The sequence below is a fragment of the Parabacteroides sp. An277 genome, from assembly GCF_002159645.1.
In the GTDB taxonomy this organism is placed as follows: domain Bacteria; phylum Bacteroidota; class Bacteroidia; order Bacteroidales; family Tannerellaceae; genus Parabacteroides.
In genome coordinates this window covers 83,435-107,248 of record NZ_NFJB01000005.1, presented here as the reverse complement: position 1 = coordinate 107,248, position 23,814 = coordinate 83,435, and the positions used below count along the sequence as shown (strand labels likewise).

21 protein-coding genes and 4 tRNA genes are annotated in these 23,814 nt (G+C 47.4%); 5 read left to right on the top strand and 20 right to left on the bottom strand.

Annotated features, from left to right (window positions below; genetic code table 11):
• Positions 1 to 468 (bottom strand): ribosome assembly cofactor RimP, encoded by a 468-nt coding sequence (rimP, locus tag B5F77_RS03440; RefSeq protein ID WP_087327666.1) that lies wholly within the window; start codon positions 466 to 468, stop codon positions 1 to 3.
• Between the two features lie 221 nt (positions 469 to 689).
• Positions 690 to 763, bottom strand: a tRNA-Met gene (locus B5F77_RS03435).
• A gap of 960 nt (positions 764 to 1,723) precedes the next feature.
• Here B5F77_RS03435 and B5F77_RS03425 point away from each other — a divergent pair.
• Both B5F77_RS03425 and B5F77_RS03415 read left to right on the top strand, forming a co-directional pair.
• Positions 1,724 to 2,359, top strand: a complete 636-nt coding sequence (locus B5F77_RS03425) for an outer membrane beta-barrel protein (RefSeq protein WP_087327659.1) — start codon at positions 1,724 to 1,726, stop codon at positions 2,357 to 2,359.
• Positions 2,360 to 2,746: 387 nt separating this feature from the next.
• A complete protein-coding gene (locus B5F77_RS03415; protein ID WP_140392805.1) occupies positions 2,747 to 3,799 on the top strand; it encodes a DUF6261 family protein in 1,053 nt (350 codons plus the stop codon).
• A 314-nt stretch (positions 3,800 to 4,113) separates the two neighbouring features.
• Here the strand turns inward: B5F77_RS03415 and priA are convergent, their stop codons facing one another.
• From priA to B5F77_RS03380, 7 genes are all read right to left on the bottom strand, one after another.
• Positions 4,114 to 6,582, bottom strand: a complete 2,469-nt coding sequence (gene priA, locus B5F77_RS03410) for a primosomal protein N' (RefSeq protein ID WP_087327650.1) — start codon at positions 6,580 to 6,582, stop codon at positions 4,114 to 4,116.
• Positions 6,583 to 6,676: 94 nt separating this feature from the next.
• Positions 6,677 to 7,255: a porin family protein gene (locus tag B5F77_RS03405; RefSeq protein WP_087327647.1), complete on the bottom strand. Its 579-nt coding sequence runs from the start codon at positions 7,253 to 7,255 to the stop codon at positions 6,677 to 6,679.
• 63 nt (positions 7,256 to 7,318) lie between these two features.
• Entirely contained in the window at positions 7,319 to 8,236 is a 918-nt protein-coding gene (gene cysK / locus B5F77_RS03400; RefSeq protein WP_087327645.1) for a cysteine synthase A, read from the bottom strand.
• Between the two features lie 180 nt (positions 8,237 to 8,416).
• Positions 8,417 to 10,636, bottom strand: coding sequence for a trypsin-like peptidase domain-containing protein (locus tag B5F77_RS03395; protein ID WP_087327642.1), 2,220 nt, complete (start codon positions 10,634 to 10,636; stop codon positions 8,417 to 8,419).
• 68 nt (positions 10,637 to 10,704) lie between these two features.
• The gene (locus B5F77_RS03390; protein ID WP_087327640.1) at positions 10,705 to 11,808 is read right to left on the bottom strand and encodes an endonuclease/exonuclease/phosphatase family protein; all 1,104 of its coding nucleotides are present in this window, start codon (positions 11,806 to 11,808) and stop codon (positions 10,705 to 10,707) included.
• Positions 11,809 to 11,814: 6 nt separating this feature from the next.
• Complete coding sequence (locus B5F77_RS03385) at positions 11,815 to 12,696, bottom strand: rhomboid family intramembrane serine protease (RefSeq protein WP_087327637.1); 882 nt, start codon at positions 12,694 to 12,696, stop codon at positions 11,815 to 11,817.
• Positions 12,680 to 13,399, bottom strand: a complete 720-nt coding sequence (locus tag B5F77_RS03380; protein WP_087327634.1) for a rhomboid family intramembrane serine protease — start codon at positions 13,397 to 13,399, stop codon at positions 12,680 to 12,682. Before B5F77_RS03380 ends, B5F77_RS03385 begins: the two co-directional genes overlap by 17 nt.
• A 200-nt stretch (positions 13,400 to 13,599) precedes the next feature.
• Here B5F77_RS03380 and B5F77_RS03375 point away from each other — a divergent pair, with 200 nt between their 5' ends.
• The gene (locus B5F77_RS03375; RefSeq protein ID WP_087327631.1) at positions 13,600 to 13,872 is read left to right on the top strand and encodes an HU family DNA-binding protein; all 273 of its coding nucleotides are present in this window, start codon (positions 13,600 to 13,602) and stop codon (positions 13,870 to 13,872) included.
• Between the two features lie 721 nt (positions 13,873 to 14,593).
• Here the strand turns inward: B5F77_RS03375 and B5F77_RS03365 are convergent.
• The 7 genes from B5F77_RS03365 to B5F77_RS03335 form a co-directional block, all read right to left on the bottom strand.
• Positions 14,594 to 15,031 (bottom strand): SufE family protein, encoded by a 438-nt coding sequence (locus tag B5F77_RS03365; protein WP_087327623.1) that lies wholly within the window; start codon positions 15,029 to 15,031, stop codon positions 14,594 to 14,596.
• Between the two features lie 6 nt (positions 15,032 to 15,037).
• Entirely contained in the window at positions 15,038 to 16,039 is a 1,002-nt protein-coding gene (locus tag B5F77_RS03360; RefSeq protein ID WP_087327620.1) for a M28 family peptidase, read from the bottom strand.
• 28 nt (positions 16,040 to 16,067) lie between these two features.
• Positions 16,068 to 17,801, bottom strand: a complete 1,734-nt coding sequence (locus B5F77_RS03355; RefSeq protein ID WP_087327617.1) for a membrane dipeptidase — start codon at positions 17,799 to 17,801, stop codon at positions 16,068 to 16,070.
• Positions 17,802 to 17,803: 2 nt separating this feature from the next.
• A complete protein-coding gene (gyrB, locus tag B5F77_RS03350) occupies positions 17,804 to 19,759 on the bottom strand; it encodes a DNA topoisomerase (ATP-hydrolyzing) subunit B (protein WP_087327613.1) in 1,956 nt (651 codons plus the stop codon).
• Between the two features lie 143 nt (positions 19,760 to 19,902).
• Positions 19,903 to 19,974 (bottom strand) — tRNA-Glu (locus tag B5F77_RS03345).
• 30 nt (positions 19,975 to 20,004) lie between these two features.
• On the bottom strand, positions 20,005 to 20,262 hold the full coding sequence (rpsT, locus tag B5F77_RS03340; protein WP_087327607.1) for a 30S ribosomal protein S20: 258 nt from the start codon (positions 20,260 to 20,262) through the stop codon (positions 20,005 to 20,007).
• A gap of 41 nt (positions 20,263 to 20,303) precedes the next feature.
• Positions 20,304 to 20,375 (bottom strand) — tRNA-Glu (locus tag B5F77_RS03335).
• A 409-nt stretch (positions 20,376 to 20,784) separates the two neighbouring features.
• Here B5F77_RS03335 and recO point away from each other — a divergent pair.
• Positions 20,785 to 21,510: a DNA repair protein RecO gene (gene recO / locus B5F77_RS03330; RefSeq protein ID WP_087327605.1), complete on the top strand. Its 726-nt coding sequence runs from the start codon at positions 20,785 to 20,787 to the stop codon at positions 21,508 to 21,510.
• A gap of 77 nt (positions 21,511 to 21,587) precedes the next feature.
• A tRNA-Arg gene (locus B5F77_RS03325) sits at positions 21,588 to 21,659 on the top strand.
• 456 nt (positions 21,660 to 22,115) lie between these two features.
• Here the strand turns inward: B5F77_RS03325 and B5F77_RS15530 are convergent.
• From B5F77_RS15530 to B5F77_RS03310, 4 genes are read right to left on the bottom strand one after another with little or no spacing between them, the layout of a single operon-like run.
• Complete coding sequence (locus B5F77_RS15530; RefSeq protein ID WP_140392804.1) at positions 22,116 to 22,316, bottom strand: hypothetical protein; 201 nt, start codon at positions 22,314 to 22,316, stop codon at positions 22,116 to 22,118.
• Between the two features lie 56 nt (positions 22,317 to 22,372).
• On the bottom strand, positions 22,373 to 22,897 hold the full coding sequence (locus tag B5F77_RS03320) for a hypothetical protein (RefSeq protein ID WP_087327601.1): 525 nt from the start codon (positions 22,895 to 22,897) through the stop codon (positions 22,373 to 22,375).
• Complete coding sequence (locus B5F77_RS03315; RefSeq protein ID WP_087327598.1) at positions 22,894 to 23,172, bottom strand: hypothetical protein; 279 nt, start codon at positions 23,170 to 23,172, stop codon at positions 22,894 to 22,896. The genes B5F77_RS03320 and B5F77_RS03315 overlap by 4 nt, the downstream gene beginning before the upstream one ends.
• Complete coding sequence (locus B5F77_RS03310) at positions 23,169 to 23,417, bottom strand: hypothetical protein (protein WP_087327595.1); 249 nt, start codon at positions 23,415 to 23,417, stop codon at positions 23,169 to 23,171. The genes B5F77_RS03315 and B5F77_RS03310 overlap by 4 nt, the downstream gene beginning before the upstream one ends.
• Positions 23,418 to 23,814: the final 397 nt, after the last annotated feature.

Below are 23,814 nucleotides of genomic sequence, written 5' to 3'. Positions count from 1 at the left end.
TTACTTGAATCTAATTAAATATTTTGTACTCTTTATTTCGTTATAAGGATAGGCCAAGTCTTCCTCGACCGTTATTTTGCGCTTGGCGCCTTCCGGCTTCACTTGCTTTTGCACCGTGAGGACGATGCCCGCCTCGTCGGCCGATTTCAACACGCCGGTCAGCTTCCCGTCTCCTGCCAGCCAGACTTCCACCTCGTTCCCGATGTTCTTCTGGTACTGGCGAAGCACTTTAAAGGGAGACGTAATCCCCGCCGAACCTACTTCCAGTTCGAAATCTTCCGCGTCCCGGTCGAGGTGCTCCTCGATATACCGGCTCAGTTCCGCGCAATCGTCAATCGAAACCGCCTCGTCGTTATCTATTTCTACCACTATCACATTGCCCGGACGAATCTCGACATCCACCAGGTAATTCGCTGAAGAGGCCAGTTTCTCTTCGGCCAACTGCACAATTACATCTCTCGTTATCATACTTCTTCTATACTTTTTGCTTTTCTGTTGCCTTCAGACAAAACGAGGGGACACATCCTTGCCCCCTCCACGCGCCTTTCACCGTGCAAAAGTACGAAATATCAGCCGTTTTTCCAACCCTATACCTTAATTATATAGAGAGAAAAGATGTTTTTCGGCCGCCTTTGCCGGGAAGCAAAACAAAAAGCCGCTACGAATCGTCGTAACGGCTCCTTTTTCGGTAGCGAGACCGAGGATTGAACTCGGGACCTCATGATTATGAATCATGCGCTCTAACCAGCTGAGCTATCTCGCCATTTGCTTTCGTCTCCCCCCGTTTCCGAGTTTGACGCTGCAAAAGTAGTGCCTTTTTTCGAACCCACCAAACTTTTTGCCTACTTTTTTCTCATTTTCTTTCGTTCATCGGGCTAATGGGCTGGGAATCTGGGGATGTGGCTCCGTGTGTTCCAGTTTCTTTATCCATTCCTCTTCAGTGTAATCTTCCTCAAAAACCTTTTCGTTTCCCAAATACTTTTTTTAGGTTCTTTTTTTGCATATAAGTTTCGATTTTTTTATAATCCTTCTTACCTTTGCAGCGCATTCCTTTTAACGGGAATGCAGACATAAAAAAAGACGTTTACGACGTATATCTTCTACAAGTAAATTCTCGCAAAATTTATTCAGGAAAGAAGATATGGCAACGGGAACGTTCAAGCATGTGTATTGGGCATACTGGCGTAATCGCGTCAGATGCCATTGTATACCATTGCGTGGGCTTACTGCGTTGCTTATCCTTTTCTGAAGGCAATGCGAGAAGCCTACTTGTGGGATAAGTTTTCGTAGTTTCCCACGTTTTTTGTTGTCTTACCATGATTGTGTTAATCGCCAAAACAGGGAAACAATTGGCAAATTTGTATTCTTATGAAGCCCATTGGAGTTTTAATAAAAGAAGAATTAGAGAGACAAGAGCGAAGTATCAGCTGGTTTGCCCGGAAACTGTCGTGTGACCGTTCGAACATATACCGGCTATTTGCAAAAGAGAGCCTCAATACAGAACAGTTGAAAAGAATATCGCTCATTTTGGAGCATGATTTCTTTGCCGACCTTTCCCAGCACATGCATGAAAGCCATACCTGATGTAAAATACGCCACAAAACTGTAGCATTCTTAGCAACAGCTTCATCCCAAATACTTTTCAGAAGTAACATATCTTTGCAAAAAGAAAAATAAGTAAAGTATTCTTTTGATTTAGTATTAATCTTAAACGATAAAGACAATGAAAAAATGGATGTATTTGGTGCTATTTGCACTTGTAAGTTTTGTAGCTAAGGCACAAGATGAAGGTGATTGGGTCATTGGTGGAGACTTTTCAATAGTTTCTACCGAAGTTAAAATTAAGTCTGGGAACGAGTCTACCCTCTGGGATAAAGAAATGAGTTTCAAATTTCTTCCCAAAATCTATTATTTTATCTCTGACAATGTGGCTTTAGGTGCTAAAATTGGATATCAACATGAAAAGGAAAGGAATTCACATAGTACGGAAGAATCCATTCGATATGATAAAGAGGGGGCATTCGTATTTCGCCCAGAGATGTTCTATTATGTAGATTTAGGGAAAAATTTCTACTATCGCCCATCTGTTTATATTGAAATCCAAACTGGGAAGATTAAAGAGGAAACCGATTCGCAAACAACAGATACATACGGACATAAAACTTTTGGAGGCGGATTTGTTATTTGCGCCTTTGAATTTAAGCCTGTAGAAAAATTTGGTATTTCATTCTCTTGCGGGAATTTGGCATATAGCCATTATTCTCGCGAGTGGAATACTGATGAAAGCCAGTCTCAAAACAGGTTCGGATTAGAGTTCAATCTTGAGCCCACCATCGGGTTCAGCTATTATTTCAAATAAAAAGTACCGAACAGATATCTGTTTGCCTTTCTCAAGGGGTTGGGAGACCTGAACAGATATCTGTTTGCCCTTCTCAAGGGGTTGGGAGACCTGAACAGATATCTGTTTGCCCTTCTCAAGGAGTTGGGAGACCTGAACAGATATCTGTTTGCCCTTCTCAAGGGATTGGGAGACCTGAACAGATATCTGTTTACCCTTCTCAAGGGATTGGGAGACCTGAACATATATCTGTTTACCTTCTTCTCTACTATTTTAAACCTATATTAATATAGTATTAACATCAGAAAATTTTTCTATGAAAAAGAAATACCTACCTTTGAAATCGATAACAGAGTACTAATTCTTAAATTGAATCGTGATATGGCACTCCAAATTAGAGCTTTTGCAATGAGTCAGATGACAATCGCCTCATGCAGTAATTTTCACCGAAAAATAAACAAATTGATAACGGTAGCCACCCCGGCAGCGCTACATATCGAAACGTTGGCTTCTCCCTATGCTAATGCTTCTACTACGTTATCTTCCGTTGTAAATCGCCAGCGGGCACTCATTACCACCGCCGAATTGCGGAAGGCGGATGATGTGCGCGACCGCGCAACGGGATTGATTTACAATATGGTGCGTATAAATCTTACTTCTACGGTTGCGGCCAGACAGGCAGCGGCGCAGTTGCTGAGCCCGCAACTTTCGCCTTATCGGGCTATCGGTACCCACGAGTATTCCAAACAGACGGATGAGGTCAATGGCATGTTGGCTGTCCTCGACAAAGAGGAAAATGCGGAAGCTGTCGAGGCTTTGCATCTTTCAGACGAGATTGAATCGTTACGTTCTGCTAACAATGTGTTTGATGAACTTTTTGAAAAACGTATCGCGGAATATGGAGAGATGTCTCGGCAGAGCGATGTGAAGTCGGAGGATTTAATGGAAACGGCTAATACTCTTTATCAACAGATTGTACAGGTGGTCAATGTGTTTGCTATTATACAACCGACGGATGAAATAAACCAGTTTGTAAAAAGCGTGGATGATACTGTAAGAACATTCGCGCACATCGCAGAAACCGGAACCGGTCCCAGCACGCCGGAAAGTATGCCGGAGCCCGAACCCGTCACTCCGGAAATCACCGCCGTTTACCAGAAGGAGGGAGGCGACCCGGAGAATCCACATCGTATCGGGCGGGATGAACAAACCATGGTGGAATATCAAGGCTTTACCCTGAAAGGTGCGGATGGTACGCTGGATCATGTCGTCGCGCTTATCAACGACCAGGATTATCCGGAATGGATTAAACCGGCGACTATCACCAACGTCACGGAAAACAGTTTCGAATTTACCATGGTCCCGGATTTGACGGAAGGTCAATATAAAGTCCGCATCGAAACGTATGATGGCGGAAGTCCGCTGGTGGTGGAATATCCGGAACCCATCACGTTATGGTAATGGACAATTGAGAATTGACAATTGACAATGAATATGCTTGTAGGGGCGGACCTGGGTGTCCGCCCTTTTTTGTATTCGATTTTTTTAGATTCATGAGAGTGGGTATCAAAATACTATCTGAAAAGCTCCCCTGCTCGTAGGGGAGCTGGCGAAGCGATAGCTGAGACTGAGGGGTTAAATCTCTCATAATAAACAATAACCCCTCACCCCTTCGGGGAGCTCCCCTATGAGCAGGGGAGCTTTTCAGATAGCATTTTGACACAGCCCCCTACGAACGGGGAAACTGTCCATTGTCCATTGTCAATTCTCCATTGTCAATAGGGGTCCACGTCGTAATGGAGGAGGAGCTTGCGGAAGTCCGGATAGCGGGCGGCAGTCTCTTGGGCAGCGCGGAGGAGGAGGTCGCGCACGGGCTGGATGGCGGCTGTGATTTCAATCTTCAAGACAATCTGGCGGATGTGGAGGGATTGCACGAACGCGACGGGCGGCGTGACGGGCCCCAGGACGCGGTCGCCCAGGAGCGTGCGGAGCTGCTCGGCGTGGATGCGAGCCAGGTCGTGCACCAGCGGCTCGTGCCGGCTGCGGAGTACCAGGATGATGAGGCGATAGTAGGGCGGGTAGCGGAACTGGCTGCGCTCGGCGAGTTGTCCGTCCGCCATCTCCCGGTAGGCACCCTGCGCGACCAGTTGGATGAGCGGATGCTCCGGCTGGGAAGTCTGGAGGACCACCTTCCCCCGCTTGTCTCGCCGCCCGGCGCGCCCGCTCACCTGCACCATGAGCTGGAAGGCACGCTCGTAGGCTCGGAAGTCGGGGTAGTTCATGAGTCCGTCGGCATGGAGGATGCCCACGACGCCCACGTGCGCGAAGTCCAGCCCCTTGGAAATCATCTGCGTGCCAATCAAGATGTCGGTCCGCTGCTGTTCGAAGTCGTGGATGATGCGCTCGTAGGCCGTGCGGGTGCGGGTGGTATCGAGGTCCATGCGGACGATGCGGGCGCTGGGGAAAAGAGCCTGCGCCTCTTCCTCTACCTTTTCCGTCCCGAAGCCAAAGAGTTGGAAATCGTCCGTGCCGCACGCCGGGCACTGCTGAGGCGGACGGAGGCTGTATCCGCAATAATGGCAGACGAGGAGGCCCTGCCGCTTGTGGTAGGTCATGCTCACGTCGCAATTCGCGCAACGAGGCACCCATCCGCAAGCCTTGCACTCCATCATTGGGGCAAAGCCACGCCGGTTTTGGAAGAGGATGACCTGTTCGCCCGCCGCGAGCGTCCGCTCTATTTCCGCGAGGAGGGGCGGAGAGAAGAGCGGGTGCTTCATGAGTTTCTTCCGCTTCATCTCTTTCGTATCGACAATCAGCATCTCCGGAGGAAGCGCGCCGCCGTAACGCTCTTTCAGTTCCACGAGGCCGAATTTGCCCGAGAGGGCATTGAAATAGGAATCGAGCGAAGGAGTCGCCGAGCCGAGGAGCGTCTTCCCGCCGTGCATGTTCGCGAGGACGAGGGCCGCGTTGCGGGCATGATAGCGCGGAGCCGGGTCTTGCTGCTTGTAACTGCCTTCGTGCTCTTCGTCGACGATAATCAATCCCAAGTCTTTGAACGGGAGGAAGAGCGAGGAGCGCACGCCGAGGACGACGCGAGGACTCCCATCGTGCAGGAGCCGGTTCCAGACCTCCACCCGCTCGTTGTCCGAGAATTTGGAATGATAAACCAAGAGTTGGTCGCCAAAGACACGCGCCAACCGCTCGGTGATTTGGGTCGTGATGGCAATCTCCGGCAGGAGGTAAAGCACTTGCCGCCCGCCGCGGAGCACTTGCGCGATCAGGTGGATATACAATTCGGTCTTTCCCGACGAGGTCGCGCCGTGGAGGAGACAAGTCTCATGCAGCCGGAAGGCGTCGAGCACTTGTCCGTAAGCCGCCTGTTGCGCGTCGGTGAGCGGATTCAACTCCTGCACCCGGCAGACGTGGCGTTGCAAGCGACTGATTTCTTTTTCGTAGTATTCGAGGATGCCGCGCTTCACGAGGTTGTTCAACACGGCCGTATTTCCTCCTTCCGATTCGAGCAATTCCTTTTTGGAGAGTTCTTTCGCCAACGCCGGATTCAACGTTTGGCTCAAATCCAGGAAATGGAGAAGCAACTGTTCCTGCTTGGGCGAACGGTGGAGGAGGAGGAAAGCCTCCCGCAAAGCCGCGTCTGAGGTCCATTTCGGAGAGAGGCGGACGTATGTCTCCGTCTTGCGTGTAAAACCCTTGCGCAATTCTTCCCCCACCAGGATAGCCCCTTTTGCCATCAGCGAAGAGAGGATAGGCAGGATATTGCGAAGCCCCGTCTTGCGCGCCAGTTCGGAGGCGGTGAGTTTCGTAGGCAAAGCCCCGAAGGCATCGAGCACGGCCTGCTCGGTCGGTTTCAACGGAGCCTCTGCTTCGAAATCCGGATGAAGGGCCACCGTCGTTTCGCTTTCCAATTTGAGTCCCGAAGGCAAGGCCGCCTTATATACATCCCCCAATTGGCAGAGGTAATACGAAGCAATCCATTGCCAAAAACGAAGTTGCGGACGACGAAGGATGGGGGCAGCGTCCAAGAGGGCGTAAATCTCCTTATACTCCATCTCTTCGGAAGGCGGACGATCCATGACCTCCGCGACGATACCTGTATAAAAATGTTTGGCACCGAAATGAACAATCACCCGGCAACCCGTCGTGACGCTCTTCTCCAAATCAGCCGGGATGCGGTACGTGTATTTATTTTCTAACGGAAGTGGAAGAATGATGTTGGCAAATGGCATATTCGCAAAAGGTAGAATGAAAAACACAGAGCCACAGCGTATTTATATGGAAAACGCAATGACTCTGTGCCTCCGTGTTCTTATTGGTTTAATTTCAGAAAAGGAGAGCCGCCGAGATTTGCCATCCGCGATTCTTACCTCCTAAATCCAGTTGTTTGAGGCTGTAATTGTTTGTCAAGCCCAGCTGGTAATTGACACCCACTTGTATCAGCCGGAACAATTCGACGCCCGCGCCGAAATCCAAACCCGCGCTAAAGCTCTTCGACGAAATCTGATCCGACAACACGTTCCAAATCTTATCTCCTCCTAACCGGAATCCGACGAACGGACCTGCTGCGGCATAGATTTTCACCACCGGAAGCCCAAACTTCCATTTCAGGTGTACAGGGATGTCGAGATAATCGTTTTTAATTTCTTGCACACCCATTTCCACGCCTGTTTGCGAATAGAGGATGGCTGCATCGAAACCTAATCCTACGTACGGAGCCATCAACTCAATCATGGGTCCCACGTGGAAACCTGTCACGTTACTCGACGAGAAAGTCTCGGGCAAATCCGAGAAATGAATACTTGAAATGTTCATGCCTCCTTTTACGCCCCATTTGAATTGGGCTTGCGCCGGAAGCGCCATGAGGCAAAATAATGCCAATAAAAATAAATGAATTCGTTTCATAAAGCTATCGTTTTGTGCAAAGATAGTGTATAATTTTTAATCTATCGCCTTGAAATGGATGAATCACCAAAGAGAAAGATAACGTTCACCCGTATCGGGTAGGAGTACGACAATGCGTTTCCCTTTGTATTCAGTTCGTTGTCCCACTTGAAGAGCTGCCGCCATCGCCGCTCCCGACGAGATGCCGACCAGCAAACCTTCCATCGATGCCAACTCACGCATCGTGCGGAAAGCCTCCTCATCCGTAATTGTAATCACTTCATCCACCCATGTCGCGTCATAGTTCTGCGGGACAAATCCTGCTCCGATGCCTTGAATGGCGTGCTTACCTGCCTTTCCGCCCGAAAGTACGGGAGAGGAAGCCGGCTCGACCGCTACGATGCGTATCGACGGATGATGCCGTTTCAATCCGCGGGCCGTCCCTGTGAGTGTACCGCCTGTCCCGACCGTGGCGACGAATACATCCACCTTTCCATCCGTATCTTGCCAAATCTCCTCGGCCGTTGTCGTTTCGTGTGCCCGAGGATTCGCCGGATTCTCGAATTGTCCCAAGATAATGCTTCCCGGTGTCTGTTGGTGAAGCTCTTCTGCCCGACGGATAGCTCCTGTCATTCCTTCCGAAGCCGGCGTAAGTATCAATTCGGCTCCTGACGCTTGTAGTAATTTCCGTCGTTCGAGACTCATGCTTTCCGGCATCGTCAATACCACCCGATACCCCTTCAACCGGGCAATCCAAGCCAATCCGACACCCGTATTTCCGCTCGTTGGTTCGATAATCGTTCCGCCTGGAGATAAGGAACCGTCCTGTTCTGCCTCTTGAATCATTCCCAGTGCAGCCCGGTCTTTCACGCTTCCGCCCGGATTAAAACGCTCCACCTTCGCCACAATTTCCGCTACCGCCTGATAGGGTACCGCTATCCGCTCCATCCGCACTAAAGGCGTATGCCCAATCGTCTCTATCAAATTCCGTTTAATATCCATTGCCGTATTGATTTAAAAGATATACCAAGGCAAAGGTAGGGAAAAGTCGTTATATTTGGAGGAGAATATAACGAGAATTAGAAATGAATCTCGTTATATTTGTAATCGAAAGATACTTATTTCTTCCATTGGATTTTTACTATCCTCTGAAGGGTCTTGCCTTTTGTTTTTATGAATGTATTAATGAAAAACGACTTTCTTGCTTTTTCGCTCACCATTTATTTGCAGGTTCACGATGTAAATACCGGTGGAAAGTTGCGGATAGGAGAACGTCGCCTGCCCGTTTGATATAATTTGCCGGTCGAGCTGTTCGCCTCGCATGGAATAGAGGGTGAACTCTGCGGTGTGGATTTCGTCGGTTAAATAAATATGGAGCGTATGTGTGTGTGGCTCGGAGAAGAGGAATTCGTTGGAAACCGGGAGCAATTCATTGGCGGTTAATCGTCCGTCGCTATAAACTAAGATAGGGTCGATGAAAAGCGAAGTCGCGAAACCACCTGCAGGATGTTGTGTAGCTGGCGTCCATGTATCGTCTACGCGAAGCCAAGCAGTATTGGCCGTAGTTTCGCCTTGTGGTATGTTGTAGACACAGAAGAAGGTGTTTTCGTTATTTATCCGATAACTTACGAAAAGATTCTCGGATAGGGGAATGGGTTCGTCAAACGCAACAAAATGTTCTTGGCTACGGGTAAGCGGTTTTTCTCCCCAGGTGATTTCTTCATTATCTATATATTGAATTTGAGGCGAGAAGCGTTGGGATGCAAGCAAAGTTTCAGGTTGTTCGTTTCCGCTATACACGCAGATTTCCACTTCGGGATAAGTGCGGCTTGAAATAGCGGGTGTAACCAAGTAGCAACCGTAAAGGATAGCGGGTGTAGGGAGCATGTATTGTTCGGCATATTCGGTAGTTCCTGTTTCGTTGAGTCCGAAAAGCGGGTCGTTATTCGCATCGCGTGTCGCTTCTATGTTTTCCTGCCATCCGTTATCCAGGATATTACTTAGACGAATAGCTGCGGATTGGCCATAAGGGTTCAGTCCGTTGCACATAGTCGCCTGTTTATCTTCAGTTGTTAGCCAATATTTTAATTGCTCGTTTGATTCTTGAGAAGGTTCCCAAGCGGCTACCAGGGCATAGTAGAAATCATCCGAAGGCGAAGTACAGGAAGAATTTCCACCCGTAAGGACACCTACAATACGCTGCTCTGCATCGAAAAGGGGAGAACCGGAAGAACCTCCGGCCGTGCAACCAGTCTCCCAATCTGTCACATACCAGAAGCTATTCTCATCGAAGGTTTGTTCGGCGATTTGCACATCGCGCCGTTCAATACTATTCGTGAGGCTGAAACGTTTGGTTGTTCCTTGCGGATGCTGGATGCAAACATAAGGTGCTGTATGTGTCTCGGTGGCATTCCATCCTGCATAAAAAGGACGGTAATAGACAGGCGGCATGTCTTGAAACTCCAACAAGGCGAGGTCCGTCCGTTCGTAAACTGCCCGGCAATAGGCAGAGGCTAAGCTCATTTCTTCTGTGCCTCGCATTGTAGAAGAGCAAGTCGGACTTTCATAGTTGAAGAAAGCGACGATGCGCCCCGCGATTTCTTCATAATCCGGATTTTGGAGCGAAAAATTTCGGTTCAGGCAATGCGATGCCGTCAGGAGATAGGGTGTTCCGTCCTGCGAGGTGTTGTTTACCATCGATCCTGTACAATAGTACATGCCGTCAATAATCAATTCTACTACACTCTTTCCAATCTCTGCATACGGATCTCCTTCTGCTACCGAACAAGCCAGTGATGGAATACATGACACAGAATAATAAGGTTCGGAAGCCGGTTCTGCTAAACGAGGCAAATCGCGATAGGCATGGTTCACCTCGCCAATCCGGAGCCGGGCATGAAACGTCGCGTGGGCAGGCTCTTGGTATTCTACGATGATGCGTTCTCCAGCAATGGGCGATACGGGCAAGATACCGCGCTCCGAATTATTTTGGTTATTGAAAGCGCCTCGTACTTGATGTTGCTGGGCATCGTAAAGGAAAAGACTGGCTCCTTCCGGTAATTCATATTCTGTGAACAAAAGGTTTAACGAACGAGCTCCGGGTGAATAAATCCCGACACGCCATACTTTTGTCCCATTTGCCAAGGTATAATTTAGGCCGGAATTAGCCGGCGTAAGGTCTGTCATGAACTTATACGCGAAACGATTCGATGCCCGTAAGCTCCCATATTCCAGCGAATCCAGCCGTAATTGCTCTGCGACATCAAAAGCGGGCATCTCTTCAAAGAAATCCACCGACGTACTTCGTGTCAGGGAAAAGGGTAAAGGTTGTCCTCCATGAGTTATTTGTCCATAAGTGCAAGAGAGGGAAAAGAACCAGAAAAATAGTAGAAACCGGAACATATTGATTGAGCCTTAAATTTTCTGCAAATATAACGATAAATAGAGAGGAATATGCCTATAATCCCCGTTCATTTCAATTGTAAATAACACCAAACAGGGTAATGGTCGGAATCGGCTATATCGTCGACCGTGCAATTCAATGATTTCATGTTCTTAGAGTGCAAGACATGGTCTATACGAAACCAGAAACAATTCTGATGGTAGGAAATACCCATGCCGCGCCCTGATTCGGAAAAGGCATCTACCAATCCTTGTTGGAGCGTATGGTGTGCGTATGAAATGGGCGTGTCGTTGAAATCTCCACATACGATTACGTAATCGCTTTCGGTCTTTTGTACTACTTCAGCCACTTTCTGAGCTTGGGCGGCCCGAATCTTGAAAGCGGTACCTAATTTTTGCTGGAGCGAACCTTTCAGGTATTCCAAATCCTCGGTACCGGAACCCTTCAGAAACGAGGCATAACGAGTGCGGTCTTCTGTCGTGAGTTTGAACGATTCCAAATGGTTATTGACCAAGAGCAGCTTTTTATCTCCCGGGAGGCGGATGAAGTGCATGGACGAACCGTTAAACTCGCTATCGTATTCAATTCGTTGGCTTTTCTCGATGGGAAATTTGGAGAAGACGGCAATGCCTGAACGCAACCGGTTGCTTTTCGTCAAGTAGATAATCGAACGATACGGATACATCTTTAACGCGCGGTATATTTTGCGTTTGGTCAGGTAATTGGCATGTGTATCTTCGGCATATTCTTGCAGGCAAACGATGTCAGCGTCTGAATGGGCAATGTATTCAATTATCGGATTGGGGTGTGCTTGGGTATGTTCTTTGTAAGCGAACGACATGATATTGTAGGTAAGGAGCTTGATGGTTTGTTCCTTTGGTATCTCCTCTACGGGCGCATGGACGGGGAAATAGAGCTTGACCTGCTCCCAACCTAATACGAACGCCAATAGTCCAATCCAAATAAACCGCCATTCGTGTAGGAAGAGCCAATAGATGGTGAACGCAACGTTGCATAAGCAAAAGAGGGGAAAACCTAACCCCAAATAGGCGAAAAGCGGAAAGGAGGCAGGCGAAATCCTGTCTGATACGGCCGACAAGAGGAAGAGGATGGCCACTCCGATGTGGGCCGTCAGGAAGAACGAACGAAACAGGAAACGCAATACCTTCATCGCTTTTTACTTTTTGCTGGCGTCAAACAATTGCTTCTTCTCGTCCGAGGAGAGACTTTGGTAGCCCGAGCGCTTGAGTTTATCGAGGATGGCATCTATTTCGGCATTTTCGCGCTGCTTGCGGGCGTTGTAATCGTAGTCTGTTTCCGGACGGGTATAGGTTACTTTCATCTTCGGCTTATATTTGGGCTTGAAGAGGTTGGCTATTTTGTCTACGATGCGGTTCAGGGCTTGGGTGATGTCTTTCCCGGCCCGCATGCGCGAGGCAAACCAAATGCCGAACAGCGCACCTCCGATATGAGCCAGATGCCCGCCTGCGTTCGTCGAGGTAATGGATAGCAAATCGAGCACGAGCACGAACAACGCCAAATAGAATATCTTGATGCGCCCGATAAGGAACAGCATCACCTCTTCCTCTTTGGCATAAAAGGAGACGCCGAACACGACGGCCATGACTGAAGCGGATGCACCTAACATATAGCTATATTCCGCCATCGGGGCGTAATAAGGGAAGATATTATAGATGAGCATGAAGAATATCGCTCCGAAAATACCGCCTGCCAGGTAGACGCCAAAAAGCTTGCGTGCGTCGAAATGGCGCAGAAACATCTGTCCGAACCAATACAGCCAGAGCATGTTGAACAGGACGTGCAGCACGTCGTAGTGCAGGAACATATACGTCAGGATGCTCCAAGGTTGCAGGAGGAAGCGGGTGGGCGAGGAGGGAAACTCCACGTAGCGCAGCCACGTTTCGATGCTGCCGTTGAAGAGCATCAGCAGGATATCGGCCACACGCACCAGGAGGAATACCCCGATGTTCACGAACAAGAGGCGCGTCAGCAGGTCGCCTTCCTGGAACCGGCGTTGCATATCAGAAATAAAACCCATTGTTCACTCCTTTCTTCCGCCAATATTGAATCATGAAAAAGCCGAAGAGCATCCCGCCCAAGTGCGCGAAGTGCGCCACGCTGTCGCCGCTGAAATTGGCTACACCCAGCGTCAGTTCGGCTAATCCGTAGAATATCACAAAGTATTTCGCCTTGATAGGTATCGGGACGAACATAAGGTAGAGCGGCACGTTGGGGAAAAGCATCCCGAAGGCCAGCAAGATGCCGAAGACCGCCCCGGAGGCACCTACCGTCACGAACAGGTTGTAGAAGTCTGCCTTCTCCAAGATTTGCCCGCCTCCGATGTTGATTAACTCTTGCGGTGCGGCCATGACGTCACGCAGGTCGTACATCCATGTCAGCTCTTGGACCAGCCCCGCGCCGATACCCGTCACCATATAAAAGATCAGGAATCGTTTGGGCCCCCAGACTTGTTCCAGCACGCGGCCGAACATGTAGACCGCAAACATATTGAAGAAGACGTGTGCAAACGAGTGCGTATCGTGCATAAACATGTAGGTGATAAACTGGAAGGCGTAGAAGTCTTTCGCTCCGGGGAAATGCAATCCCAACCAGCTCGTCAGGTCGATGCCGACGCGCGGAAGCACCAGACTGGCGACCCACATCAATACATTAATAATAATAAGATTCTTCGTTACCACGGGGATTCCGCTCAAGAATCCTCCCCCATTTTGATTGATCATACGTTCTGTTTTTACTTTTTACAGGGACAAAGGTAAATATATTTTGGAATTATCCCGCAAAACAAGACTAAAACATAGTCTGTCAAGAAAAAAACACCTTTTTTCTTTGTGGTATCTCAAAATAGAACTACATTTGGGCGCGAATCGAATAAAAGACTGTAACGCAAACGAAAATGTTTCACACATAATACAATTGAGTCATGAATAAAACAGATTTCATCAGCCAAGTGGCTGAAAAGTCCGGCTTGACGAAAGCCGATGCAAAAAAGGCAGTGGATGCTTTTTGCGAAACCGTAACGGATGTATTGAAGGCGGGCGACAAACTCGCGCTCTTGGGTTTCGGCACCTTCTCGGTAACGGAAAAACCAGCCCGCACTGGGTTGAACCCTCGTACGAAAGAGCCCATCGAAATCGCGGCACGCAAGGTGGCTAAATTCAAACCGGGCGCTGAACTTTCAGAAGCCGTGAAGTAATCTTCCCGCTTCCCTTTGCAGGCACGGACGACGCGGACCGCGTGTTGTCCGTGTTTTATTTGTCTCTATACCTGTGTGCGACCTTTTTCGAGGCGCATCCTTCTTCGCTTTTCCCTTGTTCTCGAAAAAATCGGGCATCGTTCCAATTATTGCCTAAGGGGGCAAACGGGTCCTTTCGTAGGAGAGAAGCCCTACGCAAAACCCGGAGGCGTGTTTTGCGTAGCCGTACGAAACGGCCGCGCCGCCATCGGGAAGCTTTCGAAGCCCTACGAAACGGCCGCGCCGCCGTCGGGGAGCTTTCGAAGCCGTACGAAACGGTCGCGCCGACGGCAGGACGTTTTCGAAGCCGTACGAAACAGTCGCGCCGACGGCAGGACGTTTTCGAAGCCCTACGAAACGGTCGCGATTCGGTTTTCGTAGGCATACGAAAAGTATTCGGTTCGATTTTGCGAATTTCTCTGCCCCCGAACAGGGCGGAAGGCACGGCTTTTTCATTTAAAAAAGCGGTGACCTTGTAGGTCCTAAGGGAACTGGTTCGGAACGCTTGTAGCTGCAGGCCTCGCTCCGCTTCGACCAGCAGCTATGCACAGAAGTCCTCTTCGAGGACTGTTTTATTACCTATATCGTGCCTCGAAGAGGCGCAATTTTCAAGTAGCCGTAGGTCGAAGCGGAGCGAGGCCTGCAGTATCCAACTTAAATGAAAGAGCCGTGGGCGGAAGGGTCAATTCTTTCCTTCCTCTTTTTCCCGCGCGCGGAAAGCGACCGCGTAGAGGTGCATCTGCTTGACCATGGCGAGCAATCCGTTCGAGCGGGTAGGCGAGAGGTGCTCCTTCAGTCCGATTTGCTCGATAAAGTAGAGGTCGGCGTCGAGAATCTCTTGCGGGGTATGGCCGGAGAGGACCTGTATGAGCAGCGAGACGATGCCCTTCACGATGACGGCGTCGCTGTCTCCCTGGAAGATGATATTCCCGTCCACATAATCTGCCTGAAGCCAGACGCGGCTCTGGCAGCCTTCGATGAGGTTGCTCTCCGTTTTGAATTTCTCGTCCAATGCCGGCAAATTGTTGCCCATGTCGATAAGCAGGGCATATTTGTCCATCCAGTCGTCGAAGGCCGAAAACTCTTCGACGACATTGTCTTGCAGTTCGTTGATAGTCATAATTAATTATCTGTTATAGATTACTTCCAATACCGTTTGCCCCACGGCTTTGAGCGTCTCGCGGTCGATGTTCTCCATCGTATCGTTTGTGGTATGCCAATAAGGCGCGAAGCCGCTGTCTTGGTGGGGATTGAAATGGATAATATCCAAGCAAGGAATGCCACGTCCTTCGATGACATACTGATGGTCGTCGGTGATGGCGCCCCCGTCGGCATTGACGAAGAACTTGCCGTAACCGAGCTTCCGAGCGGTGTTCCAGACGAGGTCCACGTAGCGCGCCGCATAGCGCATGGAGGTATATTCCTTATAGAAAGTAGCTCCTTTGGCGCCCACCATGTCGAGTAGGATGCCAAACTCGGCCGTATAATCCGCGACGTGCGGCTTTTTTGCCCAGAACTGGGAGCCGAGGCACCATGTATTCGGTTTGTAATCGTCGATAAATTCCGGCGTCCCGTAGTCTTCCGCGTCGAAAAAGATGATGTCGATACCCACGTTGGGTGCTTTAAGTCCGATTTGGCGGGCGATTTCGAGCAAAACGCCTACGCCGCTTGCGCCGTCGTCCGCACCGTCGATAGCTGTTTTATGTTGGGTCGGATTCGGGTCGTGGTCGGCATACGGGCGTGAATCCCAATGGGCAAAGAGCAAAATACGCTGTTTCGCTTCCGGACGGAAAGCGCCGACGACATTCCGTGCTTCGAGCGGCGTGTTGTCGTAGGCCGTGACGGTCATATTTTGTTGATACACTTTGGCGCCAAAACGTTCCAATTCTTGGGCTAAGAAATCGCCACATGCCTTATGGGCGGCCGAGTTGGGGACGCGTGGACCGAAATCCACTTGCCGCTGCACATAACTGTATGCACTGTCGGCATTGAATTCAGGCGTGGGAGACGGCACCGCAGCCTCTGTCTTTTTGACTTCGGGAGAGGTCGTCGCACTTGGATTCCCTGCCGGTTTGTTACTACAAGATAACAACATGACCACGAGGGTTAAATAGAAAATTCGGAACATGAGAGTGGTTGTTTTTGATATTTCATTATTAGGTACGATAGGGATAGGCAGCTTGGACTTCCCGCATGACGCGAAAGAAATTCCCGCCCCAAATTTTACGAATATCCTGATCTGTATACCCCAATTCCAATAGTTTCATGGTGATGTTGATCAGTTCGTTGCTGGCACGGCAACCAATCAATTCGCCATCGCCGTCAAAATCCGAGCCGATGCCCACATGGTCTGGTCCCACCATTTGTACGATATAATCGATGTGATTGATAGCGTCGGAAAGCGACGCTTTTTCAGCCTCTTCATTGATGAAACCTTTGTACAGACAAATCTGCACGACGCCGCCCATGCTGGCCAGGTCGCGAATTTGCATGTCGGTCAAGTTCCGTGGATGATTACACAAAGCCCGCACGGAAGAATGGGAAGCAATCACGGGATATTGACTGCATTCAAGCACATCATAGAAACTCTTTTCCGAGGCGTGCGATACGTCGACCATGATGCCCAGACGGTTCATTTCGGCGATGACATCCCGTCCGAACGGACTGAGGCCGTTCCATTCCTTATCTCCTTTTGCCGAGTCGCAAATATCGTTATCGCCATTATGACACAATGTGATATAACACACACCCATCTTTTTGAAGCGAGAGATGTTGTCCAAGTCTTTCCCAATGGCATAACCGTTTTCTACGCCGATGAGAATAGCCCTTTCGCCATGCTTTTTCGCCTGCATGACGTCCGAATAGGTAATAGCTATTCGCATCCGTTTATCGTTGAGTTCTTTTTGACGGTGTATTGCTGAAAGCCGTTCAATCGCATATTCGGTGGCTTTTCGAAGCGATTGTTCATCTCGTTCTTTTTGCGGGATGTAAGCAACCATCACTGCCGCGTCGATAAGGCCTTCTTCCATCAATGGCAGGTTTACTTTTCCTCCTTCTTTCTTTCCGATATCAAACGGGCCGGGGAAAATCATAGGTGTGTCGGTATGGGAATCCAAGGTGACATATTGACGATGTAACTCTTTGGCTTGATGGAAACAATGAGCTTTGGATATCAGATAACTGAACAAAGAATAAGCCATCTCGTCTTCGTTCAGGTGAAATGCTTCCGGATGCCATTGGACACTGAACACCGGTTTTTCCTTATGACGGATACCTTCGTTGATGCCATCGGGCGCTACGGCCATTTCGATGAAATCAGGCGCTATGTCTTTCACTGCTTGATGATGGAAAGAGTTAACATAGACCTTTGCTCCGTTTTCCAAGGTGACAGAATGGGATACCTCTTCGCGTGGCATCTTTTGGCTATGCTTTAAGAGGTTTTGCGTGTATTGCGTGTAAATGTCTTGATAAAGGCTGCCTCCGAATGCGACATTGACCAATTGATGGCCTCGGCAAATACCCATGATTGGTAATTGCCGGTTGGCTGCGAGTCGAAGCAAAAGTAGCTCTGATTGGTCTCGCCAGGTGTCCCCTTCTTGTAAGCCTTGAACTGGCTCTTCGTGGAGGAAAAGCGGATTGATATCGCCGCCTCCGCTCATTAGCAAGCCATCCAATTGGTTGACAATGTGCGTCAATACGCGTAAATCGGATGTGCAAGGGATGATGACCGGCGCTCCGCCTGCTTTGATAATCGACCGTATGTAGGTGTCGGCAAGGCAATTCAATCCCTCTTTATGATTGGCAGAAATACCAATCAAGACCGGCTCTTTCTTGAGTTGGAAAGAATCGGCCTGTTTGAAAAGTTCTTCTAGTGGAAATGTGAAATCCATACTTATGCGTCAATATTGGCATAGGTTGCATTTTCCTCAATAAACTCACGTCGTGGACCTACGTCTTCGCCCATCAACATTGAGAATATTTGGTCTGCTTCCGCTGCATTGTCTATGGTTATTTGTTTCAAGATACGGTTTTCGGGGTCCATGGTTGTTTCCCATAATTGATGGTCGCTCATTTCACCCAAACCTTTGTAGCGTTGAGTCTGGATTTGTTTTTCGTCGCCTCCTCCATATTTCAGGATAAAGGCTTGACGTTGTTGGTCTGTCCAGCAATATTCTTTCACTTTCCCCTTCGAGCACTGATACAGAGGCGGTGTAGCCAAATACACATAACCGTTTTCTATCAAGGCACGCATCCGCCGGAAAAAGAAGGTTAAAATTAGGGTGGCGATATGGCTTCCGTCGACATCGGCATCGGTCATAATAATCACCTTATGATAACGTATTTTATCCAGGTTCAAAGCCTTCGGGTCGTCCTCTGTGCCGATAGTCACACCCATGGCGCGGAAAATATTCTGAATTTCTTCACTTTCGAATATCTTGTGCTCCATAGCCTTTTCGACGTTCAAGATTTTACCTCTTAACGGTAAGATGGCTTGGAATTTGCTATCGCGTCCTTGCTTAGCGGTACCACCTGCCGAATCACCCTCGACGAGGAATAGTTCGCATACCGCGGCATCTTTTGATTGGCAATCGGCCAGCTTACCCGGAAGTCCGCCTCCCGTCATCGGCGATTTACGCAATACTTGTTCACGGGCTTTACGTGCAGCTTGGCGAGCTGATGCGGCGAGTATTACTTTTTCTACAATTGTCTTTGCCTCTTTTGGATGCTCTTCAAGGTAATAACCGAGAGCTTCCCCAACAGCTTGGTCGACAGCACCTGTTACTTCGTTATTACCCAGCTTCGTTTTCGTTTGCCCTTCGAATTGGGGTTCTGCCACTTTGATGGAAATCACGGCCGTCAATCCTTCGCGAAAGTCATCGCCTTGGATTTCTACTTTTGCCTTTTCGAGGAGCTTCGAATCTTCTGCATATTTTTTAAGTGTACGCGTCAATCCGCGACGGAAACCAGCTACGTGCGTACCTCCTTCTATTGTGTTGATATCATTCACATACGAGAATACACTTTCGTTGTACGAGGTATTATAAGTCATAGCTACTTCGACAGGGATACCTTGCTTTTCCGTTACGATGTGAATCACATCGGGAATCAACTCTTCTTTCGAACGGTCGATGTAGCGTACAAACTCTTTCAATCCTTCTTTCGAGTGGAATGTCTCCGAACGGTACGTCCCGTCTTCCTTTACCATTCGTTTATCGGTCAGGCGCAACGTAATGCCTGAATTCAAAAAGGCCAACTCGCGGAGTCGGGTTGCTAAGATGTCGTATTTGTATTCCGTAGTCGTAAAGATGCTTCCATCTGGCTTAAAGAGGATGGTGGTACCTGTTGTGTCTGCATCACCAATTACTTCTACATCGTGTAAAGGTTTCCCACATGCAAATTCTTGCATGTAAATATGTCCGTTGCGTCGTACCTCTGCCCGCAAATAGGTAGAAAGGGCATTCACGCAAGAAACACCTACGCCGTGCAAACCTCCTGATACTTTATATGTTCCTTTATCGAACTTACCGCCGGCATGAAGTACGGTCAGTACTACTTCCAATGCCGATTTTCCTTCTTTCTCGTGGATATCTACCGGAATGCCTCGCCCGTCGTCGACTACCTGAATCGAATTGTCTTCGTTTATTGTTACGTCGATATGTTTACAATAACCAGCTAATGCTTCGTCAATAGAGTTATCAACAACTTCATATACTAAGTGGTGGAGACCTTTTTCACTGATGTCTCCAATGTACATGGCTGGTCTCTTGCGCACCGCCTCCAGACCTTCCAGCACTTGGATACTGTCGGCTGAATACTCGGACGATGTATTCTTTAATTCTTCACTCATGCGTCTATTTCGTTTTTAACTTGTTATAATCTTTCAAATAAGCTAACAAATGTACGGAAAATTGTTGAGATGGAAAACGGTTTAGGTGTAAAAAAATAAAAAAGACAAAAGGAACACGATGCAAATCGTATTCCTTTTGTCCGTAGCCCGTGGGGGAATCGAACCCCCCTTTCAAGAATGAAAATCTTGCGTCCTAACCGATAGACGAACGGGCCAGCTTCTCTAATAGAGTTATGATATTTTTATCATTTAGCCAATGCATTCACATGCTTAGCCAACTTTGATTTCAAGTTACCAGCCTTGTTCTTGTGGATGATATGTTTCTTAGCTAATTTATCCAACATAGAACATACCTTCGGGTACATAGCTTTTGCTTCGCTTGCATCTTCCGTAGCACGGAGATCACGCATCGCGTTACGCGCAGTCTTTGCATAATATCTATTGTGCAGACGTCTTGCGTTTGTTTGTCTAATTCTTTTAATCGATGACTTATGGTTTGCCATTTCTTCGAAATCTCTTTATAATTTTTTAATCCTGTTTATTGTAGCCCGTGGGGGAATCGAACCCCCCTTTCAAGAATGAAAATCTTGCGTCCTAACCGATAGACGAACGGGCCTTCCGCACTTATATTTCAAGTTTTAATCGTTTCGAGAGATGTTGTTCTCTCAATTGCGGTGCAAAGGTAGGGTTTCTTTTTGAACTGACAAAACATTTTGAAAGAAAAATATGCATAAGGCTTTTTTTTAACGTCTTTATACGCCTTGAATACTTCTATGCATAGCGGAGAAAAGTTCCTTTTCTGCTTGTGATTTCTCTAAATATCGTCGATGTTTGTATAAATATCGACGATATTTGTGTATCTTTAGCCTAAAGATATAAAAATATCGACGATACTTGTAGAATGTATCGTTGGAAAAGAAAGTTTTCTCCCCTTTGTCGGAATTTTTCGGTAGGGAGAAGATTTTTAGAATAGGCAGAAAGGTCGTATCTTTGCGGGGCCACCAGACGGAAAGGAGGTTGTTTATATGTTATATAAGACGCGGGGAATCGTCTTGCGTACGATTCCTTACAAGGAAACATACCATATTATATATATGTATACGGAAGCATTCGGGCGCGTTTCCTATTTGGTTTCGCGCGGACGGGGGAAGAAATCGGGCGTGATGCGTTCGTTGTTCATCCCGCTTTCGGTTTTAGATTTGGAGGTAGAACATTTGAATCGGCGCGAGATGCAACGCATCAAAGAGGCGCGGCTTTGCCTTGCATCGAACGAATGGATGGGCAATCCGATAAAGAACGTGCTGGCGCTTTTCCTCTCCGAGGTGTTGTTTCGCTTCGTAAAAGATGCTGAACCGGACGAACGCCTGTTTCGTTTCCTCTACGATTCCATCCAAGTGCTGGAAAAGACGGACGAGGGTGTTGCTAATTTCCATTTGGTGTTTTTGCTTCATCTATTATATTATTTGGGGATTTATCCCAATACGGAGCATCGGCGCGAAGGGCTTTATTTCGATATGCTAAATGGTGTCTTTACGGATCAAATACCGATGCATCCGCATTATCTTCGTCCCGACGAAACACGCATATTGGTTCGTCTCCTAAAGATAAGCTACGAAAATATGTCCCTCTATGCTTTTTCGCGCCACGACCGGGTACGCATCATCGAACGTATCTTTGAATATTACCGGCTTCACGTTCCCGGTTTTCAAGAAATCAAGTCCCTTTCCGTCCTCCAATCGCTTTTTGATTAATAGGAAGACGCAAGTTCTTTCCCGAAAAATTTGCCCATTTGCCGAAAAGAACTTACTTTTGCCGAACCAAAAAAGATGCCCTTGTAGTTCAACGGATAGAACGATGGTTTCCTAAACCGTAAATTTGGGTTCGATTCCCAACGGGGGTACAACTTAAAATCATAACTATTTAATTATTAATATAATAACATTTCGCAACTTGCGCTTTTGTCCTCCGTTTGTCCTCCAAATTATAAACATCAATGAAAAGGGGTATATTTGCCATGCTTAGCAAACATCCTTTAACATTCCGTTTCGCTTTAAAATACCTTATGGCATTTGTATGCCGAGATATATTTTTCTGTTCCCTGCATCCACATCAAAGGGTAGGCTCTAAGACCGTGCAGGGTCGGGCTGGTGCTACTGAAAGCCTATTTAAAAGAACATATCTTCACCCATGTAGACCCTATGCAATCGAAAAGACCGCTCTCAACAGACGATTGTCTGCATCTGCTTATGTCCTGTATCTTCACCTCCGGTTATGATTACCGGCTAAGTGTGCATCTTGTTCCCTGCTGCGGTCTCGCTCCGCAATGTCCGGTCGTTCCGGTCTGCAGGGATAAACATTACATCCAGTCGAGCGACTTTCTTATTTCTTGTATTTTCCCAATCGTGGTTTTACCCACATTGCGAAATCTCATTAATTCGCCATCTGGAATTGTACGCAACAGGCTCACATCTATTATCTCGTGTCCGTTTTCATATCGGATGATGTTTGCCAGCTTTAGCGCACTCTTTGCCATTGTCAAAACTCTATCTTCGTTCATGTTTGATTATTATAGTTTGCCCTCTTACAGCTTCGGGCGTTGCTTTTATAGTTCGGTTAATTAAAACGTGCTCCATTTCCGTAAATACGCTCAAATTCTCTTTGAAGATCTTCTTTTACATTGCCGTGATAATTGGCGTTGAAAGCACAGAATTCATCCTCAAACCCATTTCTGATAATAAATAAAAAAGCCATCATTTTTAGTCGAGCTTCTTCTTCCTTTTGCTTTTTTAGGAGGTAGCACAAATTACCCAACTCATCGATTTTGTTATCCTTAGAAATTACTTTATTCAAATCATTAAGCGAGCTATGTTCCAAAAATATTCCTGCAATCGTATTGCCTTCAGCGATAGACAACAAATTATCTAAGTTATCCTTGAAAGACCATTCTGGACTTACCATAAAAGACAATATATCACCCACATAGAATCCAGTATTAAATCTTTTGCGATATTCTTCTCTTGCAGCCTTTATCGCTTCGTTTATATGCCTTGCTCTTTCAATCAAATACTGATTTAGTTTTGTTATATCATACGGCATATCCGTATTTACAATACGCTTTATTGATTTATCTTCTTTCATGCCTCGCCTCCTTCCTTGTTTTTGCATAAATCAAAGGCTTGTAAGGCAATATCATGACCTATAACGTCTCCCAACTTGCACATAATATTGCCTACTTCATCAAACAATTCATCTATTTCTTTTCCCGGATATTCTTCATGATTATATTTTTGGGAATCAATAAGACTGTCTAATCTCGAATATAGATCAGTTGCAACCAATAGAATATCGGACAGCTGCTCGTCTATTTTAAAGTTGGCAAAAATGATTTCTGTTTTGGGGTTTGTGTTCATCATATCGCACCTCCTTCCATTAATCCGCCAATAGCGACGGCAGAAAATAACAACAATAGGACCTTCGTGTAACCTTTAGCTTCTTCTTCGGTTACTTCGCCTAATAATCTCCAGGAGAGGAATTGATACACTTTGGCAACAGTGCGCCAGGAAAAGAGATTCTTTACTACAGCTTTGTCGTTAGCTGGCAACGTTGTCTGCAGGGTACTATTTTTCCCCGGCAAACAAATGTTTGTGAGTTTGAGCATAACTATAAATTGTTTGGTTTGCAGGCAAAATAAAAACGGTTTCGCCTGTCCCTTTGCTCTACACCTCACATGGCAGTTACGGCCATTAAGCCGTATCAAGGGGGTACGAAACCGTATATCTTCAAAATGCTATGGCATAAAAAATGCCGCAACACAAATATGTTCGGCGGACTCTCCGCCATGTGAATTAGTAGAGCACCGCAAAGTTGGGAAAAGTTTTTGAAATGGCAAAAGAAAAGCCCCATATTTTTTATTTTTATAGCATGTAGAAATTATATAGAGGTTGACAGGTTGACGGTTGACAGGTATTAAATAAGCTGATATACAAATATCTACAATAAAATGTGCGTCAACCACCTAATTTATGGTATTGGGATTACAAAAATAGTGGTAGGTT

What these genes read in the sequence shown, in the direction of transcription:
- rimP (WP_087327666.1), bottom strand. Translation starts at nt 468, where the DNA reads ATGATAACGAGAGATGTAATTGTGCAGTTGGCCGAAGAGAAACTGGCC.
- B5F77_RS03425 (WP_087327659.1), top strand. Translation starts at nt 1,724, where the DNA reads ATGAAAAAATGGATGTATTTGGTGCTATTTGCACTTGTAAGTTTTGTA.
- B5F77_RS03415 (WP_140392805.1), top strand. Translation starts at nt 2,747, where the DNA reads ATGAGTCAGATGACAATCGCCTCATGCAGTAATTTTCACCGAAAAATA.
- priA (WP_087327650.1), bottom strand. Translation starts at nt 6,582, where the DNA reads ATGCCATTTGCCAACATCATTCTTCCACTTCCGTTAGAAAATAAATAC.
- B5F77_RS03405 (WP_087327647.1), bottom strand. Translation starts at nt 7,255, where the DNA reads ATGAAACGAATTCATTTATTTTTATTGGCATTATTTTGCCTCATGGCG.
- cysK (WP_087327645.1), bottom strand. Translation starts at nt 8,236, where the DNA reads ATGGATATTAAACGGAATTTGATAGAGACGATTGGGCATACGCCTTTA.
- B5F77_RS03395 (WP_087327642.1), bottom strand. Translation starts at nt 10,636, where the DNA reads ATGTTCCGGTTTCTACTATTTTTCTGGTTCTTTTCCCTCTCTTGCACT.
- B5F77_RS03390 (WP_087327640.1), bottom strand. Translation starts at nt 11,808, where the DNA reads ATGAAGGTATTGCGTTTCCTGTTTCGTTCGTTCTTCCTGACGGCCCAC.
- B5F77_RS03385 (WP_087327637.1), bottom strand. Translation starts at nt 12,696, where the DNA reads ATGGGTTTTATTTCTGATATGCAACGCCGGTTCCAGGAAGGCGACCTG.
- B5F77_RS03380 (WP_087327634.1), bottom strand. Translation starts at nt 13,399, where the DNA reads ATGATCAATCAAAATGGGGGAGGATTCTTGAGCGGAATCCCCGTGGTA.
- B5F77_RS03375 (WP_087327631.1), top strand. Translation starts at nt 13,600, where the DNA reads ATGAATAAAACAGATTTCATCAGCCAAGTGGCTGAAAAGTCCGGCTTG.
- B5F77_RS03365 (WP_087327623.1), bottom strand. Translation starts at nt 15,031, where the DNA reads ATGACTATCAACGAACTGCAAGACAATGTCGTCGAAGAGTTTTCGGCC.
- B5F77_RS03360 (WP_087327620.1), bottom strand. Translation starts at nt 16,039, where the DNA reads ATGTTCCGAATTTTCTATTTAACCCTCGTGGTCATGTTGTTATCTTGT.
- B5F77_RS03355 (WP_087327617.1), bottom strand. Translation starts at nt 17,801, where the DNA reads ATGGATTTCACATTTCCACTAGAAGAACTTTTCAAACAGGCCGATTCT.
- gyrB (WP_087327613.1), bottom strand. Translation starts at nt 19,759, where the DNA reads ATGAGTGAAGAATTAAAGAATACATCGTCCGAGTATTCAGCCGACAGT.
- rpsT (WP_087327607.1), bottom strand. Translation starts at nt 20,262, where the DNA reads ATGGCAAACCATAAGTCATCGATTAAAAGAATTAGACAAACAAACGCA.
- recO (WP_087327605.1), top strand. Translation starts at nt 20,785, where the DNA reads ATGTTATATAAGACGCGGGGAATCGTCTTGCGTACGATTCCTTACAAG.
- B5F77_RS15530 (WP_140392804.1), bottom strand. Translation starts at nt 22,316, where the DNA reads ATGAACGAAGATAGAGTTTTGACAATGGCAAAGAGTGCGCTAAAGCTG.
- B5F77_RS03320 (WP_087327601.1), bottom strand. Translation starts at nt 22,897, where the DNA reads ATGAAAGAAGATAAATCAATAAAGCGTATTGTAAATACGGATATGCCG.
- B5F77_RS03315 (WP_087327598.1), bottom strand. Translation starts at nt 23,172, where the DNA reads ATGATGAACACAAACCCCAAAACAGAAATCATTTTTGCCAACTTTAAA.
- B5F77_RS03310 (WP_087327595.1), bottom strand. Translation starts at nt 23,417, where the DNA reads ATGCTCAAACTCACAAACATTTGTTTGCCGGGGAAAAATAGTACCCTG.